Below are 26,750 nucleotides of genomic sequence, written 5' to 3'. Positions count from 1 at the left end.
GCCTTATTGGATGTAACCGACAAATTTTTGGTACTCTTTGTCGGAACTGAGAAGGAAAAATGAAATTTGTCTTAGGATAACATACACACCTCGTTTGAGTCCAAGGGAGGAATGTTTCCATTCTTGCAAACGTTTGATTCGTTCTTCAAGAGGAAGTTTGACAATTGGTGTAAAAGAAAAATCAAGTGCAATTGCCGCTAAAATCGAAGAAGGAACACTCGCTAACAGCTGTATAACGCTTTCTGTTTCGATTGGATATGGATGTCCATATACATAATTATCTAATGCAAGACCTAAATCAAAATTGGGAATGGGGTTGTCCTGTAAGAAGACTTCTTGCAAACTGCGAAAACTATGGTATTGTTCTGGAGAAATTCCCCGTAAACTGGGAGTGTTCACTCCTGGACCACAATTCACTCCCTGTATGGATACAGCAGTTAAGGCAAAACATTTGAGAGAAAATTTTAAGAAACGATTTCGTGAAAGTAGGAATGGTGTATACGGCTCCAAATCTCATTTCCTTCGGTTAGATTTGAACCCATTGTGTCAGAATCTTGTAAAAATATCACTCATTTTCCTTATTTCGACAGGATGTAGTAGTTTTTTTCATAGAACACCAAACTTCGCAACCATCCAAATTCCAAATTTAGTTCCCTTCACGGAAGTGGAAGGGATCAAACAACAATCTTGGCAGAAATTGGCAAAACCTAGAGATCCCAATGCCATCTCGGCCATCATCGTACACAACTCGGGCAAACGTAAGTTCCTAGACTTCTTTCGTTTGTCGGTGGAAAACCAATTTTTGTTCCATGTTTATATAGATGCCAACGGAACCATTTATGGTGATCCCAAGTTTTTAACTCAGGAATGGACGGCCGCTCCAGGAATCGATACCGAAGCAATCCATATCGTTTATGAAGGCACTCAAGAAACTCTGTATAACCAGAAAAAACAAAAAGAAGTATTACAAAACACGATCGATACCTTAGCAGAAGAGTTGTACATTCCCAAAACCAATTATGACATCATCTCCAAAAAAGGAATTTTCACTCATAACCAAGCCAAACGTAGGTTTGGTGGATTTGTTGATTTTTCCCCTTGTGGAAGTGAGTTGGCACTCAATCAAATTCTAAAAGAAATTGGTGGCAAGTTTTATGAAGAAGAGGATTGGAAAGACAGGTTTGTGACCGGTTGGGTCTTAAAAAAAGAAAACAAAGATTTACTCAAAGATTCCTTTCATCCCACCAATGGCCGAGGGATTACCAAAGCAGAAAAACTGATTTTTTCTCATTTGGAAAAAACAGACAAAGGATTCACACCAGAAGAATATCGTGTGAAGTACACGTTTCGTGGGAAAATCAAACCCAGTTGTGTGGTTCTACATTATACGGCAATCTCCGATTACTTTCGCTCTCTACGAACTTTAGAAGCAAGGAATCTGACTGCTTCCATCATGATTGATTCGAATGGAAAGGCATACCAACTTGTGGATGTGATTGAAGACCGCGCCGCTGCTGCGACTGGTACCAATGACAATTGTATCCAAATTGAAATTGTTGCCAAAGACACTGAAGAATTATTGAAACAACCAGAACAAATTCAGAAGGTCAAAGATCTAGTTTTAGAACTCACAACCAAATACAAAATCCCCTTATCCAATGAAAAGTTGGAAGACTTAAGTGGGGTCTTTAGTCATACCCAAGCCAAAAAAAAATGGGGTGGTTCCATCTTTCTGAATGCAAAGGACTTTGATCCTGGGGAAGAATATATGGAACTCATTTTAAATTCGATTGGTGGAAAATACTTTCCTGAACCAGAATGGAAAAATCGAAGGACCATGGACTGGGCCATTTTATACCGCAATTTTCAACCATAAACCGGGAGATTTTATGAAACAAACTCAAACCATATTTATCTTAGGAATTTTATTATCCTTTGTCAGCTGTCGGTTTACCAAACCCAATTATCATCTTACATTACAAGAAGCTGAATCCCGTTATGAAACCATTGAAAATATAAAATACAAATTAGATGTTCACTTAACAACTAACGAAAGTTTTGTCGGAAAAGTGGACATACAATTTGTGGGAAAAAAAATCAGAGATTTACGATTGGATTATTTCCAAGGTTCCATCAAATCCATCGTTTTTAATGAAGAACCATTAAATGACTTTGAATACCAAAATGGACAAGTATTACTACCTTCCAATCGTTTGATGATAGGAAACAACACAGTTTCCATCAGTTTTGAAACTCCCTATGCCAAAACAGGGAATGGACTTCATAAATTTGTAGACCCAGACGACAAAGAAACCTACGTCTACTCCCAATTCGAAGCTTTCCATGCAAACAAAATGTTTCCTTGTTTTGATCAACCGGATCTTAAAGCAACATTCCAACTCCAAGTGCGCGCTCCCAAAAATTGGAAAGTGATCTCCTCAACCCTTCCCACTGCTGTGAATCAAACTGAAAATCCAAATGAGTTATCACATGACTTTCCAGAGTCCAAAAAAATCTCAACATATGTGTTTTCTTTACACGCAGGCCCGTACCAAGTTTGGGAAGACAAGTTTGAATCCATTCCCCTTCGCCTTTTTGTTCGTAAGTCACTATCCAAGTACGTGGATCCCAAAGATTGGTTTTTATTTACCAAAGATGGATTTGCTTTTTTTAATTCTTATTTTGGTATCCCTTATCCTTTCGAAAAATACGACCAAATCATTGTACCTGAATTTAATTTTGGGGCAATGGAAAATGTAGCAGCCGTTACCTTTTCGGAACGATTTGTGTCTCGTTCGATCATGACTCGTTCTCAAAGAGAAAATTTATCGGATGTCATTTTACATGAAATGGCTCATATGTGGTTTGGAAACCTTGTCACTATGAAATGGTGGAATGGGCTTTGGTTAAACGAAAGTTTTGCGACGTACATGGCAAGTTTAGCCCAAGCCAAAAATTCCGAATTCCAAGAAACATGGATTAGTTTTTTTGAAAAAATGAAACAATGGGCTTACGAAGAAGATAGTTTTAGCACAAACCATCCTGTCGAAGCCAAGGTAAATGATACAGAAGAAGCCTTCACTCAATTTGATGGGATCACCTATGGAAAAGGTGCTTCAGTATTGAAACAATTGGTGTTTTTCATTGGGGAAGAAAGTTTTCAAAAAGGGGTTCAAAACTATTTAAGAAAGTACTCCTATTCCAATTCGACTCTTTCCGATTTCTTAAAAGAACTCGAATTTGTCAGTGGGTTCTCCATGAAAAAGTGGTCAAAGGATTGGTTAGAAACAAAAGGAACCAATCAAATTGAACTCACGACAATTTGTGCTGACAATCATTTGTATGGAAAAATTGTCCAATCCGCACAAGGTCCTGAAAATAAATTCCGAGACCATAAAACCAATTTGGGACTTTATTATTTTGATTTAACAAATCAATCCTTACGATTCGAAGAGTTCCCCGTAGTATACTCAGGTCGATCCAGTGAAGCCATTATCCCTCTATCTACTTGTCCAAATTTTATTTTGGTCAATGCAGAAGACCATGACTTTGCCATTTGGAAATGGACAAATACCAATCAAAAAGATTTAGAATATGTATTGGAACATGACAAAGATCCAATGCGAAAATTGATTTTATGGACAGACTACTTTAGACAAGTCACACTTGCCAATCTCACCTTTGATGAATTCAAAGAGAGTGCCTTTCGTTTGTACAAAACAGAATCCGATACAAAAATCAAACGATGGATTTTATCCAGGTTGGCAAGTGATTCTGGTTCTTCTTATTTCACCAGTCGGTTTTGGTTTCCTGAAAACAAACGAAACGAAGGTATTGAATCACTTCAAACATTTCTATTAGAAGAATTGACAAAGGCAAAAGCTGGTTCAGACGAACAAAGGTATTTGTTATTATCTCTTGTCGATTCCTCTTATACAGAAACAAACCAAAAACGTTTGTATGAAATTTTAGAAAACAAACTCACGTTTCCTGGTTTCAAAGTAGACCAAGACTTACGTTGGAACATCATCACAAAACTTAGTTCTTTGGAAAAGGATAGAAGTAAAATTCAATCCATCATCGAGCGAGAAAAAAAACTTGATCCTTCCAGTCGAGGTGTGAACGCAAGTTTGGCGGCAGAAGCAGCAGAACCGAATGCTAAGGTAAAAGAAAAATGGATTCAGATTTTATTAAATCCAAAATCGAGTTCCTATTCTACTTCTACGTTACGAGTGGTTTCCTACTCTTTGTTTCCTGAATACCAAAAGGACATCCAACTTCAATTTTTGGATTTGTACTTTGATGCTTTGGACCAGTTCCAACATACGGATGATGAAAACTACTTAGATGCCTTTGCCAAAAGTATGGCACCAGATTTTTGTACCGATGAAACTCTCCTCATTTTAAAAAAATTCACAGGAAACCATCCCAAACTTCCTGCGGCTGTGAAAAAAACTCTCTTCAAACAAATTGATTTAGAAGGGAAATGTATCCAAATGAAGCAGAAACACAAAAGTTTAGTAGAAATGTAAAGGAAAGAGATTTGGTTCGCAAAACGATTTTCCATTTTCTATTTTTGATTTTGATTCATTTCTTCTTTGTGAGTTGTGCAAGCCCCGGGTTTGGACCACGGGGATTCTTATGGACCAAAACAAAAATAGGAGTGTATGGGACAGGTGAGCCATCAAAACGACGAGTGACTTCCTGTGTTCATTCCCTCTTAGGAATTATCTCCTTTGGAGATGCCTCTTTTGCTTTTTTAAAATCCCGATCCAAAATCCAAACCGTAACAGAAACCAATTGGACCACCTTTGCCGTACTCGGATTGTATGCAAATCTCTGCGTTGAGATCTCAGGAAACGAATGAAAGAACTTTTGCATAAGAAACTCTTTTGTTGCTTTGTCTTTCTCCTTCTTGGATTCACAATTTCTTGTGCTAATTTAGGCCAACCACAAGGACTTGGACCAACGGGTTTTTTGTATGCGTCTTACACACTTGCGGTTTCCGAAAGACCACTTCCCAAACAAACTTTGAAACAAGGCAAATCCTGCCTCAAACGAATTGGTTTTTTTTATGTAACAGGAGATGCAAGTATAACGGCTGCGGCAAGTGATGGAAACATCCAAGAAGTATTTCGAATTGAAAAAGAGGCAAGTAACTACCTCTCTCTCTATTCTACTTTATGTACGATTGTTTGGGGGATTTAGTTTTTTTTACGAACCACTTTGTCTAACATATCTGGATAATCAGAAATGATCCCATCCACTCCACAAGAAATCAAACGATTCATTTCTTTTTCCGAGTTCACTGTCCATGGAATTACCATCATACCTTTGTCATGTGATGTTTTCACAAACTTAGGTGTCACATATAAAAAATATGGGGAAATGATATCCGCTTGTTTCTCTTTTGCATTTGTCAGAATGGATTCACGATACCCATTTCCAAATCCAATGGTCATTAAAAATCCTTGGAAATAAGTTGGGACAAAGAGAGCACTCGTTTTGATTTTAGAATTTTTTTGTTTGGAAACAGTGAGAGTTCTTAAATCAAAGGATTGGATCGTCGTACGATCTACAACCTTGTAATTTTCGATGATTTGGATTAGTTTTTCTGTATGTTCTTTAACTAAACTATCTGGAGCAGATCCATCATCCGGAAATTTGGTTTCAATATTGAATTCATAAACTTCTTTGGATTTTTTTTCGTGTTTCTGAACCAATTCAAAAAATTCCTCTAAGGACAAAAGTTTGGTTCCAGGAACGGGAATTTGTTTGGGAAAACTTGGGTTTTGTTTTGATCCACAATCTAATGCTTGTAATTCGGCAAGAGTCAAATCATACAAAGATTTTTTTTGAATGGGAGATCCATCCACATTTTGACAAATGACTGGGTTTGTATCAGAATCATGATGAATGACAATTCGTTTGTCTTTCGTTAAAACAGTATCCAATTCCAAAGTCACCATTTTATAGCGAATGGCTTCTTCGAAAGCAGGCCATGTATTTTCTGGTTTTAAACCACGTGCTCCGCGATGACCTTGTAAGTCGATTTCCTTACGCAAACGATTTGGGGTTTCAACAGTTGCACAGTTAACAAGTGCCAATACAAACAAACTGACAAGTACATACAGTTTGTGATTCGAACGATTCAAATTCATGGAGAGATACCTACTTGGGCAAAATTCCATCCCGAGATTTTATTGCATCAAGTAAGAAAAAAGTTTTGTTTTGTTAAAAAAAGTAGAAAATTCACTAAGCGGAGGAACGAACTTACTAGTTCCTTTTTGAATGCTTTTGATCACCCCCAATTAGAAAAGGATGGAAAAAACGAGCACACCACCTACGGTAACATCGGTGGTGGCTCCAGAAAGGAAATTTAGCGTAATTTCAGCGTAACGCAAACTTTCCTACCGAAGTCAACCTTATCCATGCGAATCTTATAGATCCAAACCGTTCCCAACGTTTTTGGAGCCTTTTCAGAACGTTATTAACGGTTTTTTTAAATTTTTTTTTGGAGCACATGGAAAAAGTAAATCATTTCAGAAATTATAGAGAACGAAGGAATCTCACACGCATTCAATTATCAGAAAAATTGAATATTCCTCGTTCGGCCATAGAGTTACTCGAAACCGAAGATTGGATGCGATCCAAGTTTGATTATGTCGTTTTGGTCGCAAAAGAACTAGGACTCTCACTCATCGAACTGATTCGACACGAATTTGATTACGATTTAGAGAGAGAGTTTTTCAATGAGGAAGAATTTGAGGAAATTGTGGCTCGTTATGCCAATGCAAGGGTGACTTTGATCCTTTCCGAGCTAAAATTATTCTGCCGAAATGCGAAGGTAAGATTGGATGATTTCGATGTGACGGAACTTTCGTTTTCCATGGGAAGTTTACACAAACTCATTACCCTGAACCAAAAATTGGAACGAGGGGAAATCAGTCCGAAAGATGCTCTAGTCGAATTCCCACCGAAATGGGGAAAATTCAGTAACCGTAATAACTAAGGGAAAGGAAAGAAATCGAAACCTGTGGACTAAACCACAAGTTCGTCTTCTCCCGCACGTGCCACAACGATCTCGCCCGCTTCTTCCAGTTTACGGATGATGTTTACAATTTTTTGCTGCGCATCTTCTACGTCTTTCAAACGAACAGGTCCCATAAAGTCCATATCTTCTCGGAGTAGGTTTGCTGCACGTTTGGACATGTTTTTAAAGATTTTATCTTGTACTTCGGAATCCACAGACTTTAATGCTTTCGCCAAATCTGTGTTATCGACTTCGCGCATCACTTTTTGAATCGCGCGGTCGTCGAGAAGAACGATATCTTCGAATACGAACATCCGTTTTTTGATCTCTTCTGCAAGTTCCGGGTCTTCTTCTTCCAAGGCTTCGATGATGGTCTTTTCTGTTCCCCGGTCTACTAAGTTCAAAATTTCCACCACAGAATCAATACCCCCAGCAGAAGTATAATCTTCGGAAGCAAGTGTAGAGAGTTTACGCTCTAACACGCGTTCTACCTCGCGAAGTACGTCTGGTGACACACGGTCCATGGTTGCAATCCGTTTGGCCACTTCCGCTTGGATTTGGTGTGGAAGGTTGGACAAGATATTGGATGCTTTTTGCGGATCCAAATAAGAAAGAATGAGTGCGATCGTCTGAGGGTGCTCCCCCTGGATAAAGTTGAGAAGGTGAGCCGGATCCGTTCTACGAATGAAGTCAAAGGGCCTAACTTGCAGAGACGAAGTGAGTCGGTTGATGATATCAATGGCTTTCTGGTTCCCGAGAGCTTTTTCAAGTAGTCCCCGTGCAAAGTCAATACCACCATTGGTGATAAACTCTTGTGCCATCATGAGTTCATTGAACTCAACGAGCACCTTCTCTTTGTCTTCTGGAGTGATTTTATCTAAACGAGCAATTTCGAACGTGATTTGTTCGATCTCGTCTTCACGAAGGTGTTTAAAGATTTCGGAGGCCACTTCGTTTCCAACCGCAACCAAAAAGATGGCGGCCTTTTGTCTTCCTGTGAGCGATGGCTTCTTATTGATCATACTTCGTCCCGAAATCCGTACTACTTAGTTTATCGGCGGACTCTGAAAAAAACAATGAGATTTATTCTAGAGAGAAATGGGAGAAATCGAAAAGAAAGAAACTCATAATGAAAAACGATTCCCTGACTTTCCTTGTTTTCGCCTTCCCATAGAATCAAATTCCCGACTTGGATCTTCCGCCTTGGGAACGGAAACGGTACCCATTATTTTTATGTTGACCGGTCTATTATTTTTGAATGAAATGGTTTTGTGGGTAAAAAAGGTTTAGAAACCAAACAGAAAATGATCGAGGCCATGGCAGAACTTCTGGAACGAGAAGGATATGAGAGAGCAGGGCTTACGGAACTAGGCAAAGAAACGGAAACACCCAAAGGTTCCCTCTATTTCCATTTTCCTGGTGGAAAAGAGGAACTTGCCAGTTTTGCCATCCGTCATTCGGGAGAAGAGCTGAATGGTTTTTTCCAATCTGTTTTCAGCAAAGCAGAATCACCGATTCATGCCATCAAACAAGTGTTTCATGTCTTAGAAGAAAGGATTGTGGCAAGTCAGTTCCAAAAAGGATGCCCCATTGCCACCACGGCTATGGAAACCGCAAATAGTAGCCAATGGGTTTCTCTTGCTTGTCATGAAGTGTATACTTTATGGTTAAAAACCTTTGAAACGTATTTAGTACAAAATGGATTTTCCAACCGCATCGCCAAACAGGTTTCCCTTTCTCTGCTCTCACTTTGGGAAGGAGCCTTGTTACTTGCAAAATTACAAAAGTCACCTGAGCCCTTACGAATGGCAGAAAAAACGGCCGAACTTCTTCTCCGACATAAATGGAATCAAACAATGTCGTCATAACAAAAATTTAAATTCGAAATAAAATGACAACATTTGCAATCGTATTCACAAACAAATTGAACAAAAGGAAACTCTAAAATGAAATCTATCTCAGGAAAAAAAGGAATTACCTTACTTATATTAGCTGTATCAATCAGTTTTACCATGTACTTTCTAGGTTATCCTAGAGAAACCATTCCAAGTTTCGATCTCTCCAAACAAGTTGAAGATAAAAATGAGATTGTAACAGCTAATGCAAAGGAAAATCCAGAACTCATTCCCAAACCAAATGGAAAATCCAATTTGGTGTTTTCCATTCTCAAAACGGGGGAAGCAAAAACCTTAGAAGCCTTTGTGATTGAAGGTGGATCTGTTTTGAAATTGGTAACAGTCAACCATTCTGCATTTTACATCCAACACCCAAAAGGTAATTTTTTATTTGATACAGGTCTTGGAACCAACGTCAAAGAACAGTTTGAAGTATTTCCCTTGTACTTAAAAGTTTTGATGGAATATAAATTAATTGAAACTGCCAAATCACAACTCACAAACAATGGTGTTGATCCCAATTCGATTCGAGATGTATTTTTTTCTCACTTACACTGGGACCATGCGAGTGGATTAAAAGATTTTCCCAATGCTAAAATCCATAGCGGGAAAGACGAGTTGAATCATGCAAAAATTGAGTTAGGTTATATTCCTTCTCAGTATGATGGGGAAAATGTCCAATGGAATCATCTTCAATTTTCTGACAAACCTTACGCTACTTATGCGAAGAGTTTGGATTGGTTTGGGGATGGAACGGCCGTGTTCGTTCCGATGAAAGGCCATAGTGAAGCCTCCGTGGGTTTGTTTTTGCATACCGAAAACGGAGAAGTGTATTTTTTAACCGGTGATATTGTCTGGAGAAAAGAGGGATTTTTGGATCTCAAACACAAACCAAGAGGTGCGAGATGGATCGTTGATTATGATGTTTTGTCTCTTGGAGAAGAAATTTCTCGAGTGCACCATCTCCTCCAAAAGAATCCTAAATTACATGTAATTCCTGCACATGATCACGATACACAAGAGCCTTATGGATTTTATCCAAAATTAATTTTTTAATCCTTAAGAAACTGTCTTCGAATCTAAATCTCCCTTTGTTGCCTCCATTGACTTACGATTCGATAGTAAGGTTTTGATTCCTTGTAACGAAGTTTCTAGTCGATTGAGCTCCAACTCGATTGTTTCTCGATTTTCGGGAATGGCATTGTGAAATCCATGTGCCTTTCCCATAAAATTATGGTAGTCCAAAGAAATTTGATGAAGGGCAGCTTCCCATTGTTTAGGAGAGACTCTTCGTTTTTTCCAATACATCTTTTTGCCAAAACCATAGACCCACTGCCCCACACCAATCGCATGTAATGGTATCAGGATATATAACGAGGAAAAGATTACCTTGCTATACGAAACTTCCTTGGAAAATAAACTCCAAAAATAAAGCCAAAGAAAGGCCAGAAACACAACAGAAATTGTCAAATTGGCTTTGGGTGTACTTGGTGAGATGGAGCTAAAAATAGAAAGGAGGATGACAGAAAAGATCAGTAACAGGAGAACTTCCCAAGGGACTAATGTAAAAAACAAATCCCAAAACTTTTGAAAGTTCTCCCAACTCGTTTTGATCTGGTTGATCGTGGTTTGGATTTCAACAATTTGGTTTTGGATTTTTTGAAAGAAGTCTGTAATCGCTGACATGAACCAAAAACTAAGCAAAATCAAAAATCAGGCAAGTGGTTTCTTTTCTCAATTTCTCACACCTAGTACCACGCGAAATATTCTAATCCTCTATACTGTTCTCGTTGTGCCTTTCTTCGTGTACCACGAAGCCCATTTGCCCTGGCATTATATTTTAGTTTTGTGTTTAGTCTCCCTTGTGGTTGGGCTTCTCATTACCTACATAAGTTTATATATTATCCAATTGTATTGGAAAGAAACCTTTCACCCTTTGATTGAAATTGGAGTTTTGTTACTTTTTATTTTTGCCCTTTGGCTGACCCAAGTGATCCTCTTTGAAGCGGGGATTGTCTTTTTATTCATCTTTATCACCATTGCTTTTTTCATTCGGATTTTACAACTTACTGAGTACGCAAGACTCTTACTTGCATTTTGTTTGGTAACAAGTAATGCTCTTATCTCATTTAAAGCCTTACAAGGTGCCGAAATTTTATCTGCTTATCTTTTATTCAAAAATAAATACCAAATTGAAGAAAAAGATTTAAACAACTGGGAAGTGAAAAACGACAAAGAGTATTGGAACGAAGAACTTCAATTTGGTTTTACATTACCAGAAGGGATGTTTTTTTACAAACCTGAAGATTTAACCTTAGAAAACAAAACGGGTGTGGGACAAATCGCTGGTATACTTTCCTTTAGCGATCATGATGCGGAACGATATCCATTTGTTCGGATCTTTTATTTTCCTGATTATTTAGGTTTTCGAAAAGAACAGGCGATCCAAGAATTTTCTGAATTTTTACAAATCCAAGTAAGTAAGGGAGATATCGAAGACCTGCAAGAAATCCAACAAAAGGAAATCCAAGATTTTATCCTGGTTTCTAAGTTTTGGACGTTTTATGATCTCTTGCGACCTAGATATTCCAAAACAGGTTTTATGATTTTGGAAAACTCCAACCACGACAAACTTTTATTTCACATGACTGAAAACTTAGAAAAAGGTGAAATTCACGAACAAGTGATTCGTGAATTCTTAGCATCAATTCGTTTCCGAAATGGATTGTAATGCAATGAGAGATAATGGATCAACTAACACTCCATTGATCTTTGCACCTAAATGTAAATGAGGTCCTGTTGACATTCCAGTGGATCCAACGGTTCCAATTTGTTGGCCTTGTTTGACTACATCCCCTACTTTGACTTTGATTTCGTCTTGGTGCATATAAAAGGAAAATATTTTATTCCCATGATCTAGGATGGTAAAATTTCCTTCGTAATACGTTTTTTGAGCTAAAACAACTGTCCCATCCTGGATGGCATAAACAGGAGTTCCTGTTTTTCCACGAAAATCTACTCCACCATGAGGTCGGCCTTGTTTGTTATTATAATCTCGCCTAACATAAAACTTACTTGTGATATAAATCGTTTCTAAAGGATTTTTGAAATTCTTTTGGAATTGTAAAGGACTCGTTTTCGCAAAAGCAGTTTCCTTTGCATTTTTACATTCTTGGATAAAATCCAAAATTTCTTTGGGAAGTTCTTTGGTGACGAACTTTTCATCCACTTTGATTTGTTGGTTTTTTTTGATCACTTGGAACTTGGTTGGTTCTAAGATGATTTGGTATTGTTTTTGACCTCGTTTCACAAATAGAATTTTGGAAACGATTTCTAAGGTCATGGCACCAGCAGGTGTATCAGGTGAGATGGGCAAAAAAGCAATCATACTATTTTCCCGTTTGGTAAGAATCACATCTTTTCCTAACCAACTCACTTTGTATGATTCATTGATCCATTTTTTGTCTTTTGGAGTGAGTTTTAGAAAAATAACTTCGCCTCTTGTGAAACGACGAGCTTCCATAAGTAAGGAAAAGTTTTTTTCTTCCTTTTTGACAAAATAGTTTCCTAGTGCAGAAACTGGTTTCGGTGATTTCTTTTTGACCTCACGGGATTCAGCCGGAACCACTTGGACAAAAAAGAATATAGTCGATAAAATAAAAAGATAACGAACCATCATCTTCAATTTCGGCTATTTTGTTTTAGCGGATTCGTTAAATTTTTTTACAAAGACAACAAATTCTTCAACTGGTAACGGTTTGCTATACAGATAACCTTGGATCATATGACAACCCAAATCATGTAACAAATCCCTTTGCGCAGCGTTTTCGACACCTTCTGCAATCACTTCCAAACCGAGGGAATGGGCCATATTGATGATGGCCTTACAAATTGCTCGGTCATCTTCATTCAGTTCCAAATCAACAACAAAGGATCTGTCAATTTTGATCACATCTGCATCGATTTTTTTGAGATAACTTAAGGAACTATAACCCGTTCCAAAATCATCAATGGAAACCTTGATCCCTAATTCAGAAAGATACGCAAATGCTTCGATACTTTTTTCTGGATTTTCCATGATGGAACTTTCAGTGAGTTCCAATTCGATCTCTTCTGGATTGATTCCATATTGTAAGATGGTGGCTTGGACACGATGAGACCAATTGGATCTCGCCAATTGTTTTCCACTCACATTGATGCTCAAAGGAAAACTAGGTATATCCATCTCCGTCCATTGTTTTTTCAAACGACAGGCTTCTTCCAAAACCCAATCCCCAATCCTTTCGATGATCCCTGAGTCTTCTGCTACTGGGATAAATTCAATGGGTGGCACCCATCCTCGTTCTGGATGTTTCCAGCGAATGAGAGCTTCTGCGCCACAAACTTGGTTGGTGATGGTAGAAATTTTAGGTTGCAAAAATAAGATGAGTTCTTCGTTTTGAATGGCTTTGCGAAGTGAGTTTTCGATGTACAAACGTTTTTCAGAACGTAGTATCAATTCATAGGTATAAAACTTATAATTGTTACGACCAAGTTCTTTAGCTTTGTACATCGCCATGTCTGAGTTTTTGAGTAACTCTGCAGAAGTAACTCCATCATTGGGAGAAAGTGCAATCCCCATACTGATGGTTGTAAATAAATCCCGACCCATGATATGGAAGGGTTGGCTTAAAATATCCAAAATCTTTTGTGCAAATTCTGCGGCCGCACTTTTGTTGGGAACATCTACTTTTAAAATCGCAAACTCATCACCACCAAATCGCGCAACGGTATCAACTTCCGTCATCACACGTTTGAGTCTTGCTCCCACCATTTGCAAAAGAATATCTCCTTTTGTATGACCAAGACTATCATTGATGAATTTGAAGTTATCGATATCGAAAAAATAAAAAGCTAATAGGGTTTCGGTGGATTTATGATTTTTTAGGGCTTGGTTTGCGTGATCAATGAACAATGTACGATTGGATAAACCAGTCAGTGCATCGTAATACGCAAGATAGGTGATCCTTTCTTCTGAAAGTTTTCGTTCTGTGATATCGACACCAAAACTAATAAATCGTTTTTGTTTTGTTTCAGAATCGTCGATTGGAATGTATTTTCTTAGTAAATAAGTGACTTTGTCATTGTGGTCTTGAATGAGTTCTTCAAACTCAACAATTTCATTTTCTTTGGCCGCAACTTCTAAATACTTCTTTCGTGTTTCGTAAAATTCAGGTGCTAAATCTAATTTTTCAGCAAGATCCACATCTGTTTTTTTGTACAACCACTTCCGAATTTCTTTATTGGATAAAAATACTGGGTTCGTGTATTCATATTCAAAATTGGAATTTAATACAGCAATGTCGGAATCTAAATTATCCAAAATAAATTCATAAAACGCTTTTTGGTTTTTCACCTGTTCTTGCGATCGTTTCCGTTCTGTGATGTCTCGAAACGTCGCCCAAATCGCCATCTTTCCATTTACCGGAAATAATCGAAACGAAGACTCTGTTGGAATCAATCTTCCAGACTTAGAACGAAGAGAAGAACTTTCGATTAAGTTTCCTTGAAATTCTTCGTCTTCATCGATTTCCACTGGTGGTATAAAAAAAGAAAATTCTTTACCGATGATTTCATCCAATCTATATTCCAAAACCACAACTGCTTGTTTGTTGGCGTTGATGATTTGTTTGGTAGTTGGATCAATTTGCATCAAAATGTCTAAGGATTCTTCAAAGACATTTTCTAAAACAACTACCTTTTCACGAATTTTATCATAGGCAATTGAACGAATCATATCCTCTATCAAACGCTCAGCGAAGTTTAATACTAAATCTAAGTTTCCGATTGAGTAACTTGGTTCTGCCAAATGCAAACACGTAGGATGTGCCACCTGCGATAAAACTTCAGGTGTTAAGGCGATTGTTGATAAAATGACATAGGGAGACTCAGGAAAATGTTCAAAAATAAATTTTTGTTTGTCCATCGCCTTTGAATCATTCCAAAAAAGGAAAACAGCAGATTCTTGGATGGACCCAGGTTTGATTTTTAAGATCGAGGGAAAACTATGCACATGGCAAGTTTCGATATTAGTTATGTCCCGCAATAGGCGGTTATAAAAGTCATTCTCCGCTTCTTCAATATAGATTGTGATCTGCTTGAGTGACATGACCTAGGCATAGTAGACGAAAAATCCTTTTCCTTACAATAGATTTTTTACACCATACGCTTATGAGAGAGTGATCTAACGCTCCCAATGAAGCTGTCATGAATATGACCACCTTATTTGGAATTAGGCGACTCTTGTCACAGAAATGTCAGTACTAGAAAAAAAGAGTGGTTTCAATAAAATGAAATTGATTCTCAATACTAGTACGGAAGTTTGGATAAAAAAGACCGAGGTTCTTATGAAATCCCTTGAAAAAAAGATGAGTTTGTTCGTTCTACTGGCGATTGTGGGTGCTCTTACCCTCCAGTGCGAAAAAAAAGAAGATAATCAAAATGAAACCTTACTCTTAGGTTTAGCAGCTCTCACGTATTCTCCTGGGGATTGTGCGGTATTTGCTTCCGGTAAAGCTCAAATCAACACATGGACAAATGATATCACTGGAACAACTAGTGGAACTCCTCCTAAATTAAGTACAATGGGTATTGGACACGTGACAACAGCGATGAAACTCACAGGTGACGGCAGTACATCCATGACAGTCCAAGGGAGTGCATTTATCATTGTTTACAAATCCAGTACTTGCCCACTCGGCACAAATAATGTAGCTGTTCGTGGAACAGATTATTCAATTTCTGGTGGGGCTGATTCCAATGGTGAATTTCCAGATTCATACAAAATTACAAACCAGACTGCGAGCATTACATTTACAGCTTCTACCGGATTCTATGTATTCATTTACGCGATTCCAAGAAGTGGACAATCTGCTGCTGTGACTTACACTTTTTCTCAATAAACAGTGATTCGCATCCTTAGCATCGGAGTTCTCTTACTCGGATTCAGTTTTTGCGCGAGGCAGAAGCCGGCATTAACAGACCAAGATTTGTATGTAAACCAATTGGTTACAAATCTAATCAATGCGAGTAATCCCAATGCTTTGGATAAAATTGTTTTCTCCCGTTCCAATGGGGATGGGAGTGTTACAACAAGGTTCAATGCTACCAATTTAGATTTTTATATCTATTTCCAATTTGAAGCAAACAAACAAATCCCTTTCTCTGAAAAAGATACCTTAAATTGGGATATAGCTTTTAATCGTTATAAGGTGGCGACAAATTCAGGAGAGACTAATCGTTTTGGTCTCGGTGGAGCTTGTAAAAGTAACACTACAGATTTTGCTACTGCCAGTTCCACGTCGGCGACAAGCCAAGGTTGTAGTACATTTACAACTGATAGCGCTGCCACCACACAAGGGATAGGTGGAGCTGGATCGGTGTTTGTGGGAAATCCACTTGTAACCGAATGGTATAATTATTCGATTGGTGAATTATCACCTAAACCTGATATCTTTCTCATTCGCTCAGGATCAGGGAATTCTATTTATGCAGTTCATGTAGAAAATTATTATAGTGATGCTGGCACCTCAGGTTACCCCACCATCCGTTGGAAAAAACTTCCCTAATGTCATTCCCATTCAATCGTTCGCTTTCCTATCTTTGTTTCTTTTTCCTTGTATGGGGAGAACTGCAGGCTCAAACCAAACCCAATGGTAAACAACCAAAGCCAAATGGTAAAACCGATCCAAGTTCCGAGATCCAACCAGTTACACCTGTAGATCCCAATGCACAACCGAATCAAAATGCTGAGACAAGTCCCAAAAAATTCCAAGAGAATTCGGATGTCGGTAAAACGGAAGAACCAAGTGACGATGATCGATTCAAAGACTTAGATCATAAAAATGGAATCGTCGTGACAGGATCCCGTGGGGAAAGACGCCTCAAAGATTCAGCAGTTGCCACGGAAGTCATTTCTCGAAAACGGATTGAACAAACGGGAGCACGTAACTTAGGTGAGGTGCTTGATACACAACTGGGAATCAATGTCACACCATTTTTTGGTGGATCCCAAGTACAAATGTTGGGACTCGATTCCAAATATGTATTATTTTTAGTGGATGGGCAAAGAGTTGCAGGAAGGCTCAATAACACCATTGACCTAACTCGTTTCAAGGTACAAAACATTGAACGTGTTGAAATCGTAAAAGGAAGTAGTTCTTCTTTATACGGAGCAGATGCAATTGGTGGTGTGATTAATATCATCACGAAACAAGCAGAAAAACCAGAACACTATCAATTCCGTACCTCATACGGTAACGGCCGACAAATGAACTTTGGATCCCAAGGCGAAAAAAATATGATCGCCGATGTTGGGTTTAAAAATGATTTTGTTGCGACCAATTTTTTTGGTGGGTTTAACCAAGCTGCTGCTTACGATTTAGATCCAAGAACTCCTGCAACCACTGGGAACTCGTTCCAAGACAATAACTTAGGTGGAAACATGACTTTTAATCCCGATGGACAGTTTAAAGTCAAAACGGGAATCAATTATTTAAATCGGAACCAAGCTGGTGTGGATTCACGATCCACTGGTGGAGTTTTTGATCGCACCAATATGACAAACGACTTTTTAGCGTTAGGTGCTTTAGAATATACCTATGGAAAACGAAATATGGTTTCCCTTCGTGGAAACTTTTCTCGTTGGGAAAACCATTACAAACTCGATCAACGAAATTCCAACGAACTCGATGTAAAAGAAATCACAAATGAATTTTCCTCACAAGGGGTAGCTCAAATTGATCATGAAGTCCATAAAGACCACATGATTACGGCTGGTGTGGAATCATTTTCGGAAGAATTACAAACAGACCGATTGGCAAGACGAAATGCCTATCGAACAAGACGGGCCGCCTTCATCCAAGACGAATGGGTGATTTGGCGCCAAGGCTTTGTTTGGCGACTCGTTCCAGGGGTTCGGCATGATGTGGATTCACAATTTGGAGGACAAACCACTCCCAAAATTGCAACCAAAGTGGACATCACAAGTGATTTGGTTTTCCGAGCTAGTTATGGTAAAGGATTTCGTCCCCCATCCTTTCGCGAGTTGTACTTACGATTTGAAAACCCTGGTGTTGGTTATACGGTAGAAGGAAATGACAAACTAAGGCCGGAAAAATCGACCACTGTCAATGCCGATCTCGAATACACTCCTTTCAAATTTTGGACCTTATCTCTCAGTGTATTTCGCAACGACATTACGGATCTCATCCAATACAGTTTTGGAACCAGAACGAGTGAATTTGCTACCTTCCAGTTGAAAAACGTACAACGTGCATACACACGTGGTGTGGAAGCTGGTTCCCGTTTACGTTTCCTGAAGTACTTTGCCTTAGAACTTGGTTATAACCAAACAGACACACGGGACCTAACAACGGATAGACCCTTAGAAGGCCGAGCCCTCCACCAAGGAACCATGAATTTTTTTGTGAACGCTCCAGGTGGTTGGGAATTTGCCCTTCGTGCCAAACGTTTAGACAAACGTCCTTTTTATAGTACTACCAATGATTTTACTGCGGGAACAAGTACGGCTCTCATTGACCAACAGACACGCACACCTGAAGAGAACAATAAAGTGGTCTATGGAAAACCGTTCACCCTTCTCAATGTACGATTGGAGAAAAAATTTTTTGAAGGAAGGATGTCCTTATTTTTCGGAGTAGACAACCTTTTGGACCAATACGAGCTTACTTACAATCCTATTCGTCCAAGGTTTTACTATGGCGGACTCCAAGCCACATTCTAAATTCAATACACAAAATCTGTTCTTCTTTGGATGTTTCATTTACTTTTTTGTTACAAACTCGATTTTTTCCGATGAATCAAAGTTAACTGCCAAACAAGCCAGAATCTTAAAGGATACGTTCGTATATTTAGAATCACTTGAACCTAAAAAAATCAAAATCGATCGTTCTACTTACAACCGCCATTCCCAATTTGAATCATTTTTTAAGTTTCCTTTCTCTGGAAAAAAATTATCGCGTTGGATCCAATCGAGGATCAAAAAATTCAATTATGGATCCACTGGTGATTATGTGGCCATGTACCAAGATGGAGAAGTGCTTCTGGGTCGTGGTTTTTTTAGTTTAAATCGATTGGATCGGATTTTGGTTTTATTACATGAAGCAAGACATGCTGATGGAAAAAATTATCGCCATGTAGAATGCCCAGATGATTTTCCTTTTTTAAATACAAGAGATTGGAAAATCCATCCTGCTGGTAAAAAAGGATGTGACTCAGTGCCCGATGGAGGGTATGGAATTACGGCTTCTTTTTTATTTGAATTGGGTGCTTATGGTTATTTAAATCAAACGGAAGCTGCGTATCGTTATAACTCAGAAATTTCGAGAGTGATCCGAGATTAGTACTCACAAACCAATCGTAAGGATTCGTCAGAAGAGATTTGTGTTTTTAATCGCGACAGAATTTCTTTCGAACGAGATTCATTTTCCAATTTTGTTTTAGGAAAAAGATAGGTATGATTTTCTTTCATCAGTTTTCCCAGTTCCACCGCATGTTTCGGACAACCTAACAAAGATGCTACGGCTCTAATTCGTTCCCCACTCCCTTGCGTGGTTTCTAATTCTAGCGGTTCTTCGTTGGATGCAATGAATACTTCTTGTGCAATTTCTCTTTTCACCAAACCATCGGTTGTGCAATTGGATGTTCCAGACGTGATTCCAAAAGTTTGGGAAGAAAAACTTCCGTTGGTCGTTGCCGCAAGGATTTGACCAATGTCATTTTTCCAAACGGGCACCATGGAACCAAGCCCACATCCCGCCATCCCATAGGGTTCAGCGGCAATGGATCGTGGAACCGAAAGTAGTAGAATACTAATTATTGTTATGTGGAAATAAAACAAATTTTTTCTATTGTTTGAATGCATCAAAAACTCCTAAATTAGAGAGAAAAAAGAGAATCGGAACTTGGATCTTGGTGGGAGTGTTTGGAACCATGTGCCAAAACTTCACCTGTCATGGCGATGACAGCCCAAGTTGTTTCCTGTTTCGGTTGGTTTTGTAAGGAATCAAGCATGGTATTGGTAAAACTTTCCAATTTTTGCTGAAGGACGGAGTTCGGAAATGGATAGGACTTCTTTTCTTGTACTTCTGTCGATCTCATGCAACTGTTATCCCTTGTGGTTTAAGGATCGGCGGGAAGGCCGGAATGACTAAAGTTTAAAAAATCCAAATTTTGAGTCAAGGAAGAGACATAATTCCGAGGACGAAAAATGAAATTCTAAGTTCTCCTTTTCCCGAAGCCCAACCTTGCCAAACTTGACGTAAAACTACCTGTTACGAGGACGACTTTGCTTACCCCTCAGATCAATTTATTCAAAAAATCCAATCCCATCCAAGCTCAAGTCCTAGCAAACACCCGTTTGACTCCCGAACTCGGGAAAGGGAAACGCCAATCAAAAGAAGGAGAGGCGGCAGTCCACCGCATTACGGTTGCCATCGACCATTCTGTTTATCCTTATATGATTGGCCAGAGTGCGGGGATCATCCCACCAGGACTTGATCCCGAAAAACAGGCAAAAGGACTCGCTGATGCCAGTTATACGGTGCGTCTCTATTCCATTGCTTCCCCGTCTTATAGTTTTGGCCAAACCAAAGACAATATCGAATTCATTGTAAAAAGAGACAATGTCTATGATGAGAACGGAAACCTTCTCCACAAGGGAGTTTGTTCCAATTATATTTGCGACCTCAAACCTGGGGATGTAGTGACGATGACTGGTCCTGCTGGGAAAAAATTCCTACTCCCTCAAACGGATTTTTCGGGAGATATTTTCTTTTTTGCAACGGGAACAGGGATCAGTCCTTTTTTTGGAATGGTAGAAGAACTTCTCGTACAAAAACTGATCCAGTTTCGAGGACAACTTTGGTTGATTTACGGGGCTCCTTATTCCGATGAAATTGTCCTTCGTGAGTATTTTGAAGAAAAAGCAAAAGAACACTCTAGGTTTCATTTTGTAACTGCCATTAGCCGTGAAGAGAAAAACAGTTTTGATGGGGGTAAAATGTACATCACCCACCGTGCAAAAGAAAATGCAGAGGCCATTAAAAATGCTGTGAATGGAAACGGTAAGTTTTATATTTGTGGCGGTCCGAAGGGAATGGAGAAAGGAGTGATTCAGGAAATGATGTCTGCTTGTGGCACTGAACTCACTTACGAAGCTTTCAAAAAAGACCTGGAAGAAAAAGAAAAATTATTTGTAGAGACGTACTAACATGGCAAAAACAGGAATTATCCGAGACATTGACAAAGGTAGAGGAGAAGTCATCCGCGTGGAGATTTCCGAATACAAAGGACAAACGTTTTTTAACATTCGAGTTTGGTACACAGATCCCAATGGGGAATTAAAACCGACTCAAAAAGGAATTGCGATTGCTCCAACTCTTGTCAGTGAATTAAAAGAAGCGATTGAAGAAGCCGAACGTTGGTTAGCTTAAAGATACAGTTAGTATCTTATGTGATTTCGTCGCCTTCCTTCGCATAGACAATCCTCTGTAAAACTTCCTTTGCAGATGACAAAGTTTCTGCGACTCGAATGTGGTTGTACAACCTTGTGATTTCGAAGATTTTTTTTACGGAATCATGAATGTTTGCCACCACAAGTTCTCCACCCCTCCTTCGTAACCAACCAACGATCTGAATCACCATTCCAATCGCGGAAGAATCGATATGGGAAGTATGCGAAAAATCGAAAATCATATAACGAAAACCTTCTGCTATTTTTTGTTCCATCAGTTGTTTGATTTCGGGGCATTTGTACAAATCAATATCACCCACGGTATGGTATTCAAAAATCTGATTATGAACCACAACATCTTTTAAATCGATTTTGTCGGTTCCTTTTGCCATCATTTGAGAATTCATAAAAAGATGTTTGTGTAAGTCATCTGATTTGGTGAGTATTTTCGATTCTAAAACAGACAAACGATTGAGTAAAGAACCAAGTGCATTCGGAGCAAAATGAACATTGTTACGGATGTCTTGGATCAGACCAACTAACATGGTCTTTGCGTCTTCCGTTTGGCCACGTTTCACAAATTCTGTGATTTCTTTGATTCCAACAGTCGCATTGGCAATTAGAATTTCGACTAAAACATCAGGATCTTGTTTTCCACGGTTCTTTCCACGTTCAAAGGAAAAGTTTTCCTTCACAGATTCTAATACATTCTGTTTTAACAAATTATAATAAGAAACATTTACTTCGCAAAAAGGAGTCTCAGCCTTGTGAACACGATCATCAATTTCCAATCGTAAAACTAAATTGCGAAGGTCATCAGCTCTGAGATCACCTAACTGTAAATTGATTTTCTGACGAGAAATGGTTTTGGAATCTCCCAAAAATTCATCAAATTCTTCCAAAACTTGGTGTGAGGTTTCTGACAAAACTTGTTTCAAACGAACTCCAGGTGCAAACTCAAGTTCTACATCGATGGCCTGTGCATACAAGGCACCAATATCGCCAAATTCTTCAAAAAAGATATCCGACGCAGTTTCCGGGTTATCGATATAATAAAAATTTCCACCACCTGCTTTCGCAATCTCAACTAACATCTCTTCATTAAAATCATTTCCCACACCGATGGTCGTGGTCGAAATTCCCATCGCCAAATGATCACTGGCAATGGTCACAAGTGCTTCTTTTTCTTTAATCCCTAAAGTAGGATTCCCATCGGTTAAGAGGATCACTCGTTTATAAGCATTGGGGATTTTGGATTGGCTGAGACTTTTTAAGGTAGATAACCATCCACCACTCAAATTGGTAGATGTTGCGACTTGGATGTTTCGAATTTTATCAGTTACAGAAACTTTTTCTGTTAGGTGAGTTACTGGTTGGATGAGTTGTACATCAGATGAATATGCAATAATCGAAACAGCATCATGTCTTGTTAACCAATTGACGAGAGCACAGGAAGCATCAATCACTGCTTCCATCTTTTCTCCCTTCATCGACCAACTTTTATCAATGGCGAGTCCAATCACGAGTGGTTTTCTTTTTTCTACCTTCGGGTTGGCAGGAGTTCGAAACCGCAACAATAGATGGTTTTCCTGGATTTCCTTCTCTTGGATGATTGGATATTCCAATTTTGCTTCTAAAAACATGACCCTAAAAGCAAATTCCGAATTAATGTTTTCGCAAGAACAATTTCAAAGAAACTGACAGGAAGGCAAACGACCATGTACGGAAAAATTCATGAAATTTATTCATCGATATCAGGAGAAGGAATCTCCCAAGGGATCCCAACAGTTTTTGTAAGGTTTGCTGGTTGTAGCTTACGTTGTGGTAAAACAGAAACAAAACAACTTTGGTGTGATACCCCTTACGCACTTGGCCCAAACCAAGGAGAAACAAAACCCTTGGCTTCCATCATCGAAGAGATAGAGGCTTTAGACAAAGACCATGGATTTCAAATTTTACTCACAGGGGGAGAACCTTTGGAGGGGCAAAACCGAGATCTTTCCAAGTCCATTGCAGAGTTTCTATTTTCGTACCGTACGAAGGAAAACAAACCATACCCTGCTTCTCGTGTGGAAACCAATGGGAGCGAAAAAATCACACTCGATCCCTATTTTATTTTCACAATGGATTACAAACTACCCGGGTCAGGAATGGAAGATCGGATGGATCTAGAAAATTTCCAGATCTTAGAAAAGAGACATAATTCACTTGACGAAATTAAGTTCGTTGTGCGAGATAGAATCGACTTTGAGAGAAGTATCGAAGTCATTCGCGAACAAAAAATACAGACAAATATATTGTATTCGCCAGTCCACGGTGAAGTGGATGCCAAAGAACTAGTTGAATGGATCAAAATAGACAACCCACCTAAGTGTCGTTTGTCGCTTCAAATTCATAAAGTGCTTTGGGGAAATCAGAAAGGAGTTTGATGGATATCCCTACTCAGTTAAGTTTAGATTTTGAAACAACGGTTGAACCAAAACAATCAAAAGAGTATGGGTTCCTAATCGACGAACCTGAGTTAGGTCTCGCAAAAGTTACAAAAGAGAATGCCACAACTGTAGAATTGTTCTTTGAATCCAAAGAAATCTTTCGAACTGTCAATAAATCCAATCGTAATTTACATTTTTTAAACCAATATCCGGAATCCCTTCGTGTTTGGGAAGAATTCCCCAAAGCAATGGATTTGGCTCTCACTGCAAGCCAACTCAAACTCACTTATAATTTTAATAAACTATCCTCGTTATCTAACTCTAGAACGCGTTTACTTCCTCACCAAATCGAATCTACATTCATCGTCGCCAATAGTTTAAAACCTAGATTCATTTTAGCTGACGAAGTAGGTCTTGGAAAAACAATTGAAGCAGGTCTTGCTGTCAAAGAACTGATGTTTAGACGAGGCCTAAAGCGAGTGTTAGTAGTTGCACCATCTCCTCTTCTTGTGCAGTGGCAACAAGAGATGAAAAACAAATTCAATGAAGAATTTGCCATCGTTCGTCGTCGTAATTTTGTGACAAACGGTCCCGACCATTGGAGAAATTTTAATAAAATCATCACTTCCATCGACTTTATCAAAAACCCAAGATATGCAGAAGAAATTTTGGGAACTAAGTGGGACATTGTTGTTTTCGATGAAGCACATAGACTCCGTAGAGATTATTCCAAAATCACACGTGGGTATTTATTTGCTGAAAAAATTGCCCGTAAAACAGAATGTTTACTGCTTCTCACTGCCACACCGTTTCGTGGAAAATTAGAAGAATTATTTTATCTCATGCATTTGGTGGATCCCAATATTTTGGGCCCTTATCACACCTTTATCAACGATTATGTTGTTGGACAAAAAGGAGATCTAAAGGAAAAAATCTCCAAGGTTTTACTAAGACGTCGCAAAGTAGAAGTAGGTGGATTTACCAAACGATTTGCCAAAACAGTTCGCATCGATTTATCACCCATAGAACGGGCGTTTTATGATGAAACGACAGACTATGTCAAACGCGAATACAATATGGCAATGGGAACAAAAAACCGTGCCATTGGATTTGTGATGGTGGTTTTTCAAAAATTACTCGATTCCTCTGTCATTGCCTTACTTTCCGCTCTTCAGAAACGTAAGTTCATGTTGGAATCCAAATTCCATTACATGAAAGAACACGAAACCAATTTAGATGATTGGGACTTGGATGAAACAGAAGGTGTTGAAGATTTTATCACTGAACTCGAAGACGAAGAAATGTCAAGTTTCCAAAGGATCAAACGTGAATTGTTCACTCTGAATCGATTGATCCATTTAGGAAAACAAATCAAAGAAGATAAAAAAACACAGAAACTCAAAGAAACTCTCTATCGATTGAAAAAAGAAGGACATAAAAAGTTTATTATCTTCACTCAATTTCGTACGACCCAAGATCATTTACAATCTGTGTTAGAACCAGACTTCAAAGTTTCTCCCTTCCATGGATCTCTTAGTATGGATGAAAAAGAAGTCGCCATTCAGAAATTCAAAGAAGATTATGAGATCCTCATTTGTACAGAAGCTGGTGGAGAAGGTCGTAACTTACAATTTGCAAATATTCTCTTCAATTACGATCTTCCTTGGAGTCCTCTAAAGATTGAACAAAGGATCGGTAGGATCCACCGTTTCGGTCAAAAAGACAATGTGTATATCTTTAACTTCGCTTCCAAAGACACTGTAGCCGAACGAATTTTAGAAGTATTAACCAACAAAATCCGTTTGTTTGAAGAATCCATTGGCGCTTCCGATGATTTACTCGGCACCATCGAAGAAGAATTAGATTTTAATTCTAGTTTGATGAAATTCATCACAGGAACCAAAACCAAAGAAGAATTAGAAACTGAATTTGATCTTCGTATCCAAGTCGCACAAAAAGGATTTGAAAAACTCAATGCTCTCGTGACCCCAAAGGTTTTGGATTTTAATTTAAAAGACTATTACGACCACACACTCGAAGAAAGAGAATGGAACAATAGCCATTTAGAAGAAGTAGTATCGGAAGGTAGCAAATTTTTCCAAAACCAACTTCCAGGAACATTAACGGCCGTTAGCAAAGGTTCTTATGAGTATAAAAACCAAGAAGGTAAGGTCAAAAAAGCAACCTTTGATTCTGACCTAGCCCTCACCAATGATTCCTTAGAATTTATGGCATTTGGTCACCCATTCGTAGAAAAGGTAACGGAACTTTTAACACAAAGTAATGTGGGACGTAAAAAGAAATATCTCTACTCCAAAGACTTGGGACAAAAAATCCTTTTTGTTTTCCAAGTGGAATTTGATTTCTCACTCAAACGAAAAGATTTGTTTTTCATCGAATATGATATGAAGAAAAAAAAGTCTCAAGTAGTCACAGACAAACCTAAAGAATGGATCGAAGGGAAAACCTATGTCCCTGAAACAGAAATCCCTCTTTCAAAATTAGAAGAAGCCTTTATTCAATGTTATCCAATCGTTGAATCGGAAGCTGAAATTAAAAAAGAAATTTTGCGTAAAGAAACTCTTTCCATCTTCCAAAAAGAAGAATACAAAGTAGAACTTTCTCACCAAAAAACGATTCGCCAATTGGAAGAAAAATTGATGCGCCAAGAAGCTGCTTATAAATGGGACAACCGACCTGAAAAAAAAGCAGTTCTACACAAAACCATGAAGGAAATCCAAAGAGCAAAAGATGAATTCACAGTGGAGATGCGTAAAATCAAAAACGGAGCCAAAATTTTCCATAGAATCCAACTCTTCCAGACTTATATCAGTATTTAATTAAATTTCATTTACATTAAATTTCATGACCAAAAG

Annotated in this window: 25 protein-coding genes; 16 read left to right on the top strand and 9 right to left on the bottom strand. The window is 38.5% G+C overall.

All coding sequences use genetic code 11. The features are described 5' to 3' along the window. Positions 1–3: 3 nt before the first annotated feature. Positions 4–510, bottom strand: coding sequence for a hypothetical protein (locus EHQ59_RS13675; RefSeq protein WP_208652397.1), 507 nt, complete (start codon positions 508–510; stop codon positions 4–6). Here EHQ59_RS13675 and EHQ59_RS13670 point away from each other — a divergent pair. The 4 genes from EHQ59_RS13670 to EHQ59_RS13655 are packed head-to-tail and all read left to right on the top strand — an operon-like array spanning position 452 to position 5,208. Next, positions 452–1,876 carry a peptidoglycan recognition protein family protein gene (locus EHQ59_RS13670; protein ID WP_135620257.1) on the top strand — a complete coding sequence of 475 codons (1,425 nt, stop codon included), beginning with the start codon at positions 452–454 and terminating at the stop codon, positions 1,874–1,876. The two genes, EHQ59_RS13675 and EHQ59_RS13670, sit on opposite strands and share 59 nt — an antisense overlap. Before the next feature lie 13 nt (positions 1,877–1,889). Next, entirely contained in the window at positions 1,890–4,532 is a 2,643-nt protein-coding gene (pepN, locus tag EHQ59_RS13665; RefSeq protein ID WP_135620196.1) for an aminopeptidase N, read from the top strand. Continuing rightward, entirely contained in the window at positions 4,487–4,867 is a 381-nt protein-coding gene (locus EHQ59_RS13660) for a TRL-like family protein (RefSeq protein WP_135620195.1), read from the top strand. Before pepN ends, EHQ59_RS13660 begins: the two co-directional genes overlap by 46 nt. Then, positions 4,864–5,208 carry a TRL domain-containing protein gene (locus EHQ59_RS13655; RefSeq protein WP_135620194.1) on the top strand — a complete coding sequence of 115 codons (345 nt, stop codon included), beginning with the start codon at positions 4,864–4,866 and terminating at the stop codon, positions 5,206–5,208. Before EHQ59_RS13660 ends, EHQ59_RS13655 begins: the two co-directional genes overlap by 4 nt. On the opposite strand, the gene EHQ59_RS13650 is transcribed toward EHQ59_RS13655, so the two are convergent. Next, entirely contained in the window at positions 5,205–6,161 is a 957-nt protein-coding gene (locus tag EHQ59_RS13650) for a glycerophosphodiester phosphodiesterase (RefSeq protein WP_135620193.1), read from the bottom strand. The two genes, EHQ59_RS13655 and EHQ59_RS13650, sit on opposite strands and share 4 nt — an antisense overlap. 362 nt (positions 6,162–6,523) lie before the next feature. Between EHQ59_RS13650 and EHQ59_RS13645 the strand changes: the two genes are divergently transcribed. Beyond that, a complete protein-coding gene (locus EHQ59_RS13645; protein ID WP_135620192.1) occupies positions 6,524–7,012 on the top strand; it encodes a helix-turn-helix domain-containing protein in 489 nt (162 codons plus the stop codon). Between the two features lie 29 nt (positions 7,013–7,041). Here EHQ59_RS13645 and fliG read toward each other — a convergent pair whose 3' ends face one another. Then, complete coding sequence (gene fliG, locus EHQ59_RS13640) at positions 7,042–8,055, bottom strand: flagellar motor switch protein FliG (protein WP_004785217.1); 1,014 nt, start codon at positions 8,053–8,055, stop codon at positions 7,042–7,044. 249 nt (positions 8,056–8,304) lie between these two features. Between fliG and EHQ59_RS13635 the strand changes: the two genes are divergently transcribed. Continuing rightward, positions 8,305–8,901, top strand: coding sequence for a TetR/AcrR family transcriptional regulator (locus EHQ59_RS13635; protein ID WP_135620191.1), 597 nt, complete (start codon positions 8,305–8,307; stop codon positions 8,899–8,901). Positions 8,902–8,979: 78 nt separating this feature from the next. Further along, positions 8,980–9,984: an MBL fold metallo-hydrolase gene (locus EHQ59_RS13630; RefSeq protein WP_208652395.1), complete on the top strand. Its 1,005-nt coding sequence runs from the start codon at positions 8,980–8,982 to the stop codon at positions 9,982–9,984. 3 nt (positions 9,985–9,987) lie between these two features. On the opposite strand, the gene EHQ59_RS13625 is transcribed toward EHQ59_RS13630, so the two are convergent. Then, positions 9,988–10,614, bottom strand: coding sequence for a hypothetical protein (locus EHQ59_RS13625; protein ID WP_135620190.1), 627 nt, complete (start codon positions 10,612–10,614; stop codon positions 9,988–9,990). On the opposite strand from EHQ59_RS13625, the gene EHQ59_RS13620 reads away from it, so the two are divergent. Then, positions 10,613–11,659 (top strand): hypothetical protein, encoded by a 1,047-nt coding sequence (locus tag EHQ59_RS13620; protein ID WP_135620189.1) that lies wholly within the window; start codon positions 10,613–10,615, stop codon positions 11,657–11,659. The two genes, EHQ59_RS13625 and EHQ59_RS13620, sit on opposite strands and share 2 nt — an antisense overlap. On the opposite strand, the gene EHQ59_RS13615 is transcribed toward EHQ59_RS13620, so the two are convergent. Together EHQ59_RS13615 and EHQ59_RS13610 are read right to left on the bottom strand one after the other, a co-directional pair. Beyond that, positions 11,633–12,607 carry a M23 family metallopeptidase gene (locus tag EHQ59_RS13615; protein WP_135620188.1) on the bottom strand — a complete coding sequence of 325 codons (975 nt, stop codon included), beginning with the start codon at positions 12,605–12,607 and terminating at the stop codon, positions 11,633–11,635. The genes EHQ59_RS13620 and EHQ59_RS13615 overlap by 27 nt on opposite strands. Positions 12,608–12,619: 12 nt before the next feature. Next, complete coding sequence (locus EHQ59_RS13610; RefSeq protein ID WP_135620187.1) at positions 12,620–15,076, bottom strand: sensor domain-containing protein; 2,457 nt, start codon at positions 15,074–15,076, stop codon at positions 12,620–12,622. Between the two features lie 238 nt (positions 15,077–15,314). On the opposite strand from EHQ59_RS13610, the gene EHQ59_RS13605 reads away from it, so the two are divergent. Genes EHQ59_RS13605 through EHQ59_RS13590 form a run of 4 tightly spaced genes read left to right on the top strand, consistent with a single transcriptional unit; the run spans position 15,315 to position 19,331 of the window. Continuing rightward, entirely contained in the window at positions 15,315–15,869 is a 555-nt protein-coding gene (locus tag EHQ59_RS13605) for an LIC20153 family lipoprotein (protein WP_135620186.1), read from the top strand. 3 nt (positions 15,870–15,872) lie between these two features. After that, complete coding sequence (locus EHQ59_RS13600) at positions 15,873–16,535, top strand: HmuY family protein (protein ID WP_244245540.1); 663 nt, start codon at positions 15,873–15,875, stop codon at positions 16,533–16,535. Then, entirely contained in the window at positions 16,535–18,712 is a 2,178-nt protein-coding gene (locus EHQ59_RS13595; RefSeq protein ID WP_135620185.1) for a TonB-dependent receptor plug domain-containing protein, read from the top strand. Before EHQ59_RS13600 ends, EHQ59_RS13595 begins: the two co-directional genes overlap by 1 nt. Continuing rightward, on the top strand, positions 18,687–19,331 hold the full coding sequence (locus EHQ59_RS13590) for a hypothetical protein (protein WP_135620184.1): 645 nt from the start codon (positions 18,687–18,689) through the stop codon (positions 19,329–19,331). Before EHQ59_RS13595 ends, EHQ59_RS13590 begins: the two co-directional genes overlap by 26 nt. Here the strand turns inward: EHQ59_RS13590 and EHQ59_RS13585 are convergent. Together EHQ59_RS13585 and EHQ59_RS13580 are read right to left on the bottom strand one after the other, a co-directional pair. Further along, the gene (locus EHQ59_RS13585) at positions 19,328–19,852 is read right to left on the bottom strand and encodes a DUF3015 domain-containing protein (RefSeq protein WP_135620183.1); all 525 of its coding nucleotides are present in this window, start codon (positions 19,850–19,852) and stop codon (positions 19,328–19,330) included. The two genes, EHQ59_RS13590 and EHQ59_RS13585, sit on opposite strands and share 4 nt — an antisense overlap. 14 nt (positions 19,853–19,866) lie before the next feature. Beyond that, on the bottom strand, positions 19,867–20,088 hold the full coding sequence (locus EHQ59_RS13580; RefSeq protein WP_135620182.1) for a hypothetical protein: 222 nt from the start codon (positions 20,086–20,088) through the stop codon (positions 19,867–19,869). Positions 20,089–20,275: 187 nt separating this feature from the next. Here EHQ59_RS13580 and EHQ59_RS13575 point away from each other — a divergent pair, with 187 nt between their 5' ends. Together EHQ59_RS13575 and EHQ59_RS13570 are read left to right on the top strand one after the other, a co-directional pair. After that, the gene (locus tag EHQ59_RS13575; protein WP_135620181.1) at positions 20,276–21,199 is read left to right on the top strand and encodes an FAD-binding oxidoreductase; all 924 of its coding nucleotides are present in this window, start codon (positions 20,276–20,278) and stop codon (positions 21,197–21,199) included. Position 21,200: 1 nt separating this feature from the next. Further along, on the top strand, positions 21,201–21,422 hold the full coding sequence (locus tag EHQ59_RS13570) for a transcriptional coactivator p15/PC4 family protein (protein ID WP_100716083.1): 222 nt from the start codon (positions 21,201–21,203) through the stop codon (positions 21,420–21,422). A 16-nt stretch (positions 21,423–21,438) separates the two neighbouring features. Here EHQ59_RS13570 and EHQ59_RS13565 read toward each other — a convergent pair whose 3' ends face one another. Further along, positions 21,439–23,085 (bottom strand): anti-sigma factor antagonist, encoded by a 1,647-nt coding sequence (locus EHQ59_RS13565; RefSeq protein WP_208652393.1) that lies wholly within the window; start codon positions 23,083–23,085, stop codon positions 21,439–21,441. A gap of 75 nt (positions 23,086–23,160) precedes the next feature. On the opposite strand from EHQ59_RS13565, the gene EHQ59_RS13560 reads away from it, so the two are divergent. Together EHQ59_RS13560 and EHQ59_RS13555 are read left to right on the top strand one after the other, a co-directional pair. Beyond that, entirely contained in the window at positions 23,161–23,871 is a 711-nt protein-coding gene (locus tag EHQ59_RS13560; protein ID WP_135620180.1) for a 7-carboxy-7-deazaguanine synthase QueE, read from the top strand. Continuing rightward, positions 23,871–26,714: a DEAD/DEAH box helicase gene (locus EHQ59_RS13555; protein WP_135620179.1), complete on the top strand. Its 2,844-nt coding sequence runs from the start codon at positions 23,871–23,873 to the stop codon at positions 26,712–26,714. The genes EHQ59_RS13560 and EHQ59_RS13555 overlap by 1 nt, the downstream gene beginning before the upstream one ends. Positions 26,715–26,750 lie beyond the last annotated feature (36 nt).

It is taken from the genome of Leptospira kemamanensis (assembly GCF_004769665.1).
Taxonomy (GTDB): Bacteria; Spirochaetota; Leptospiria; order Leptospirales; family Leptospiraceae; genus Leptospira_A; species Leptospira_A kemamanensis.
Note: the sequence above shows the minus strand (reverse complement) of the source record. Positions and strands in the feature narration are given on the sequence as shown.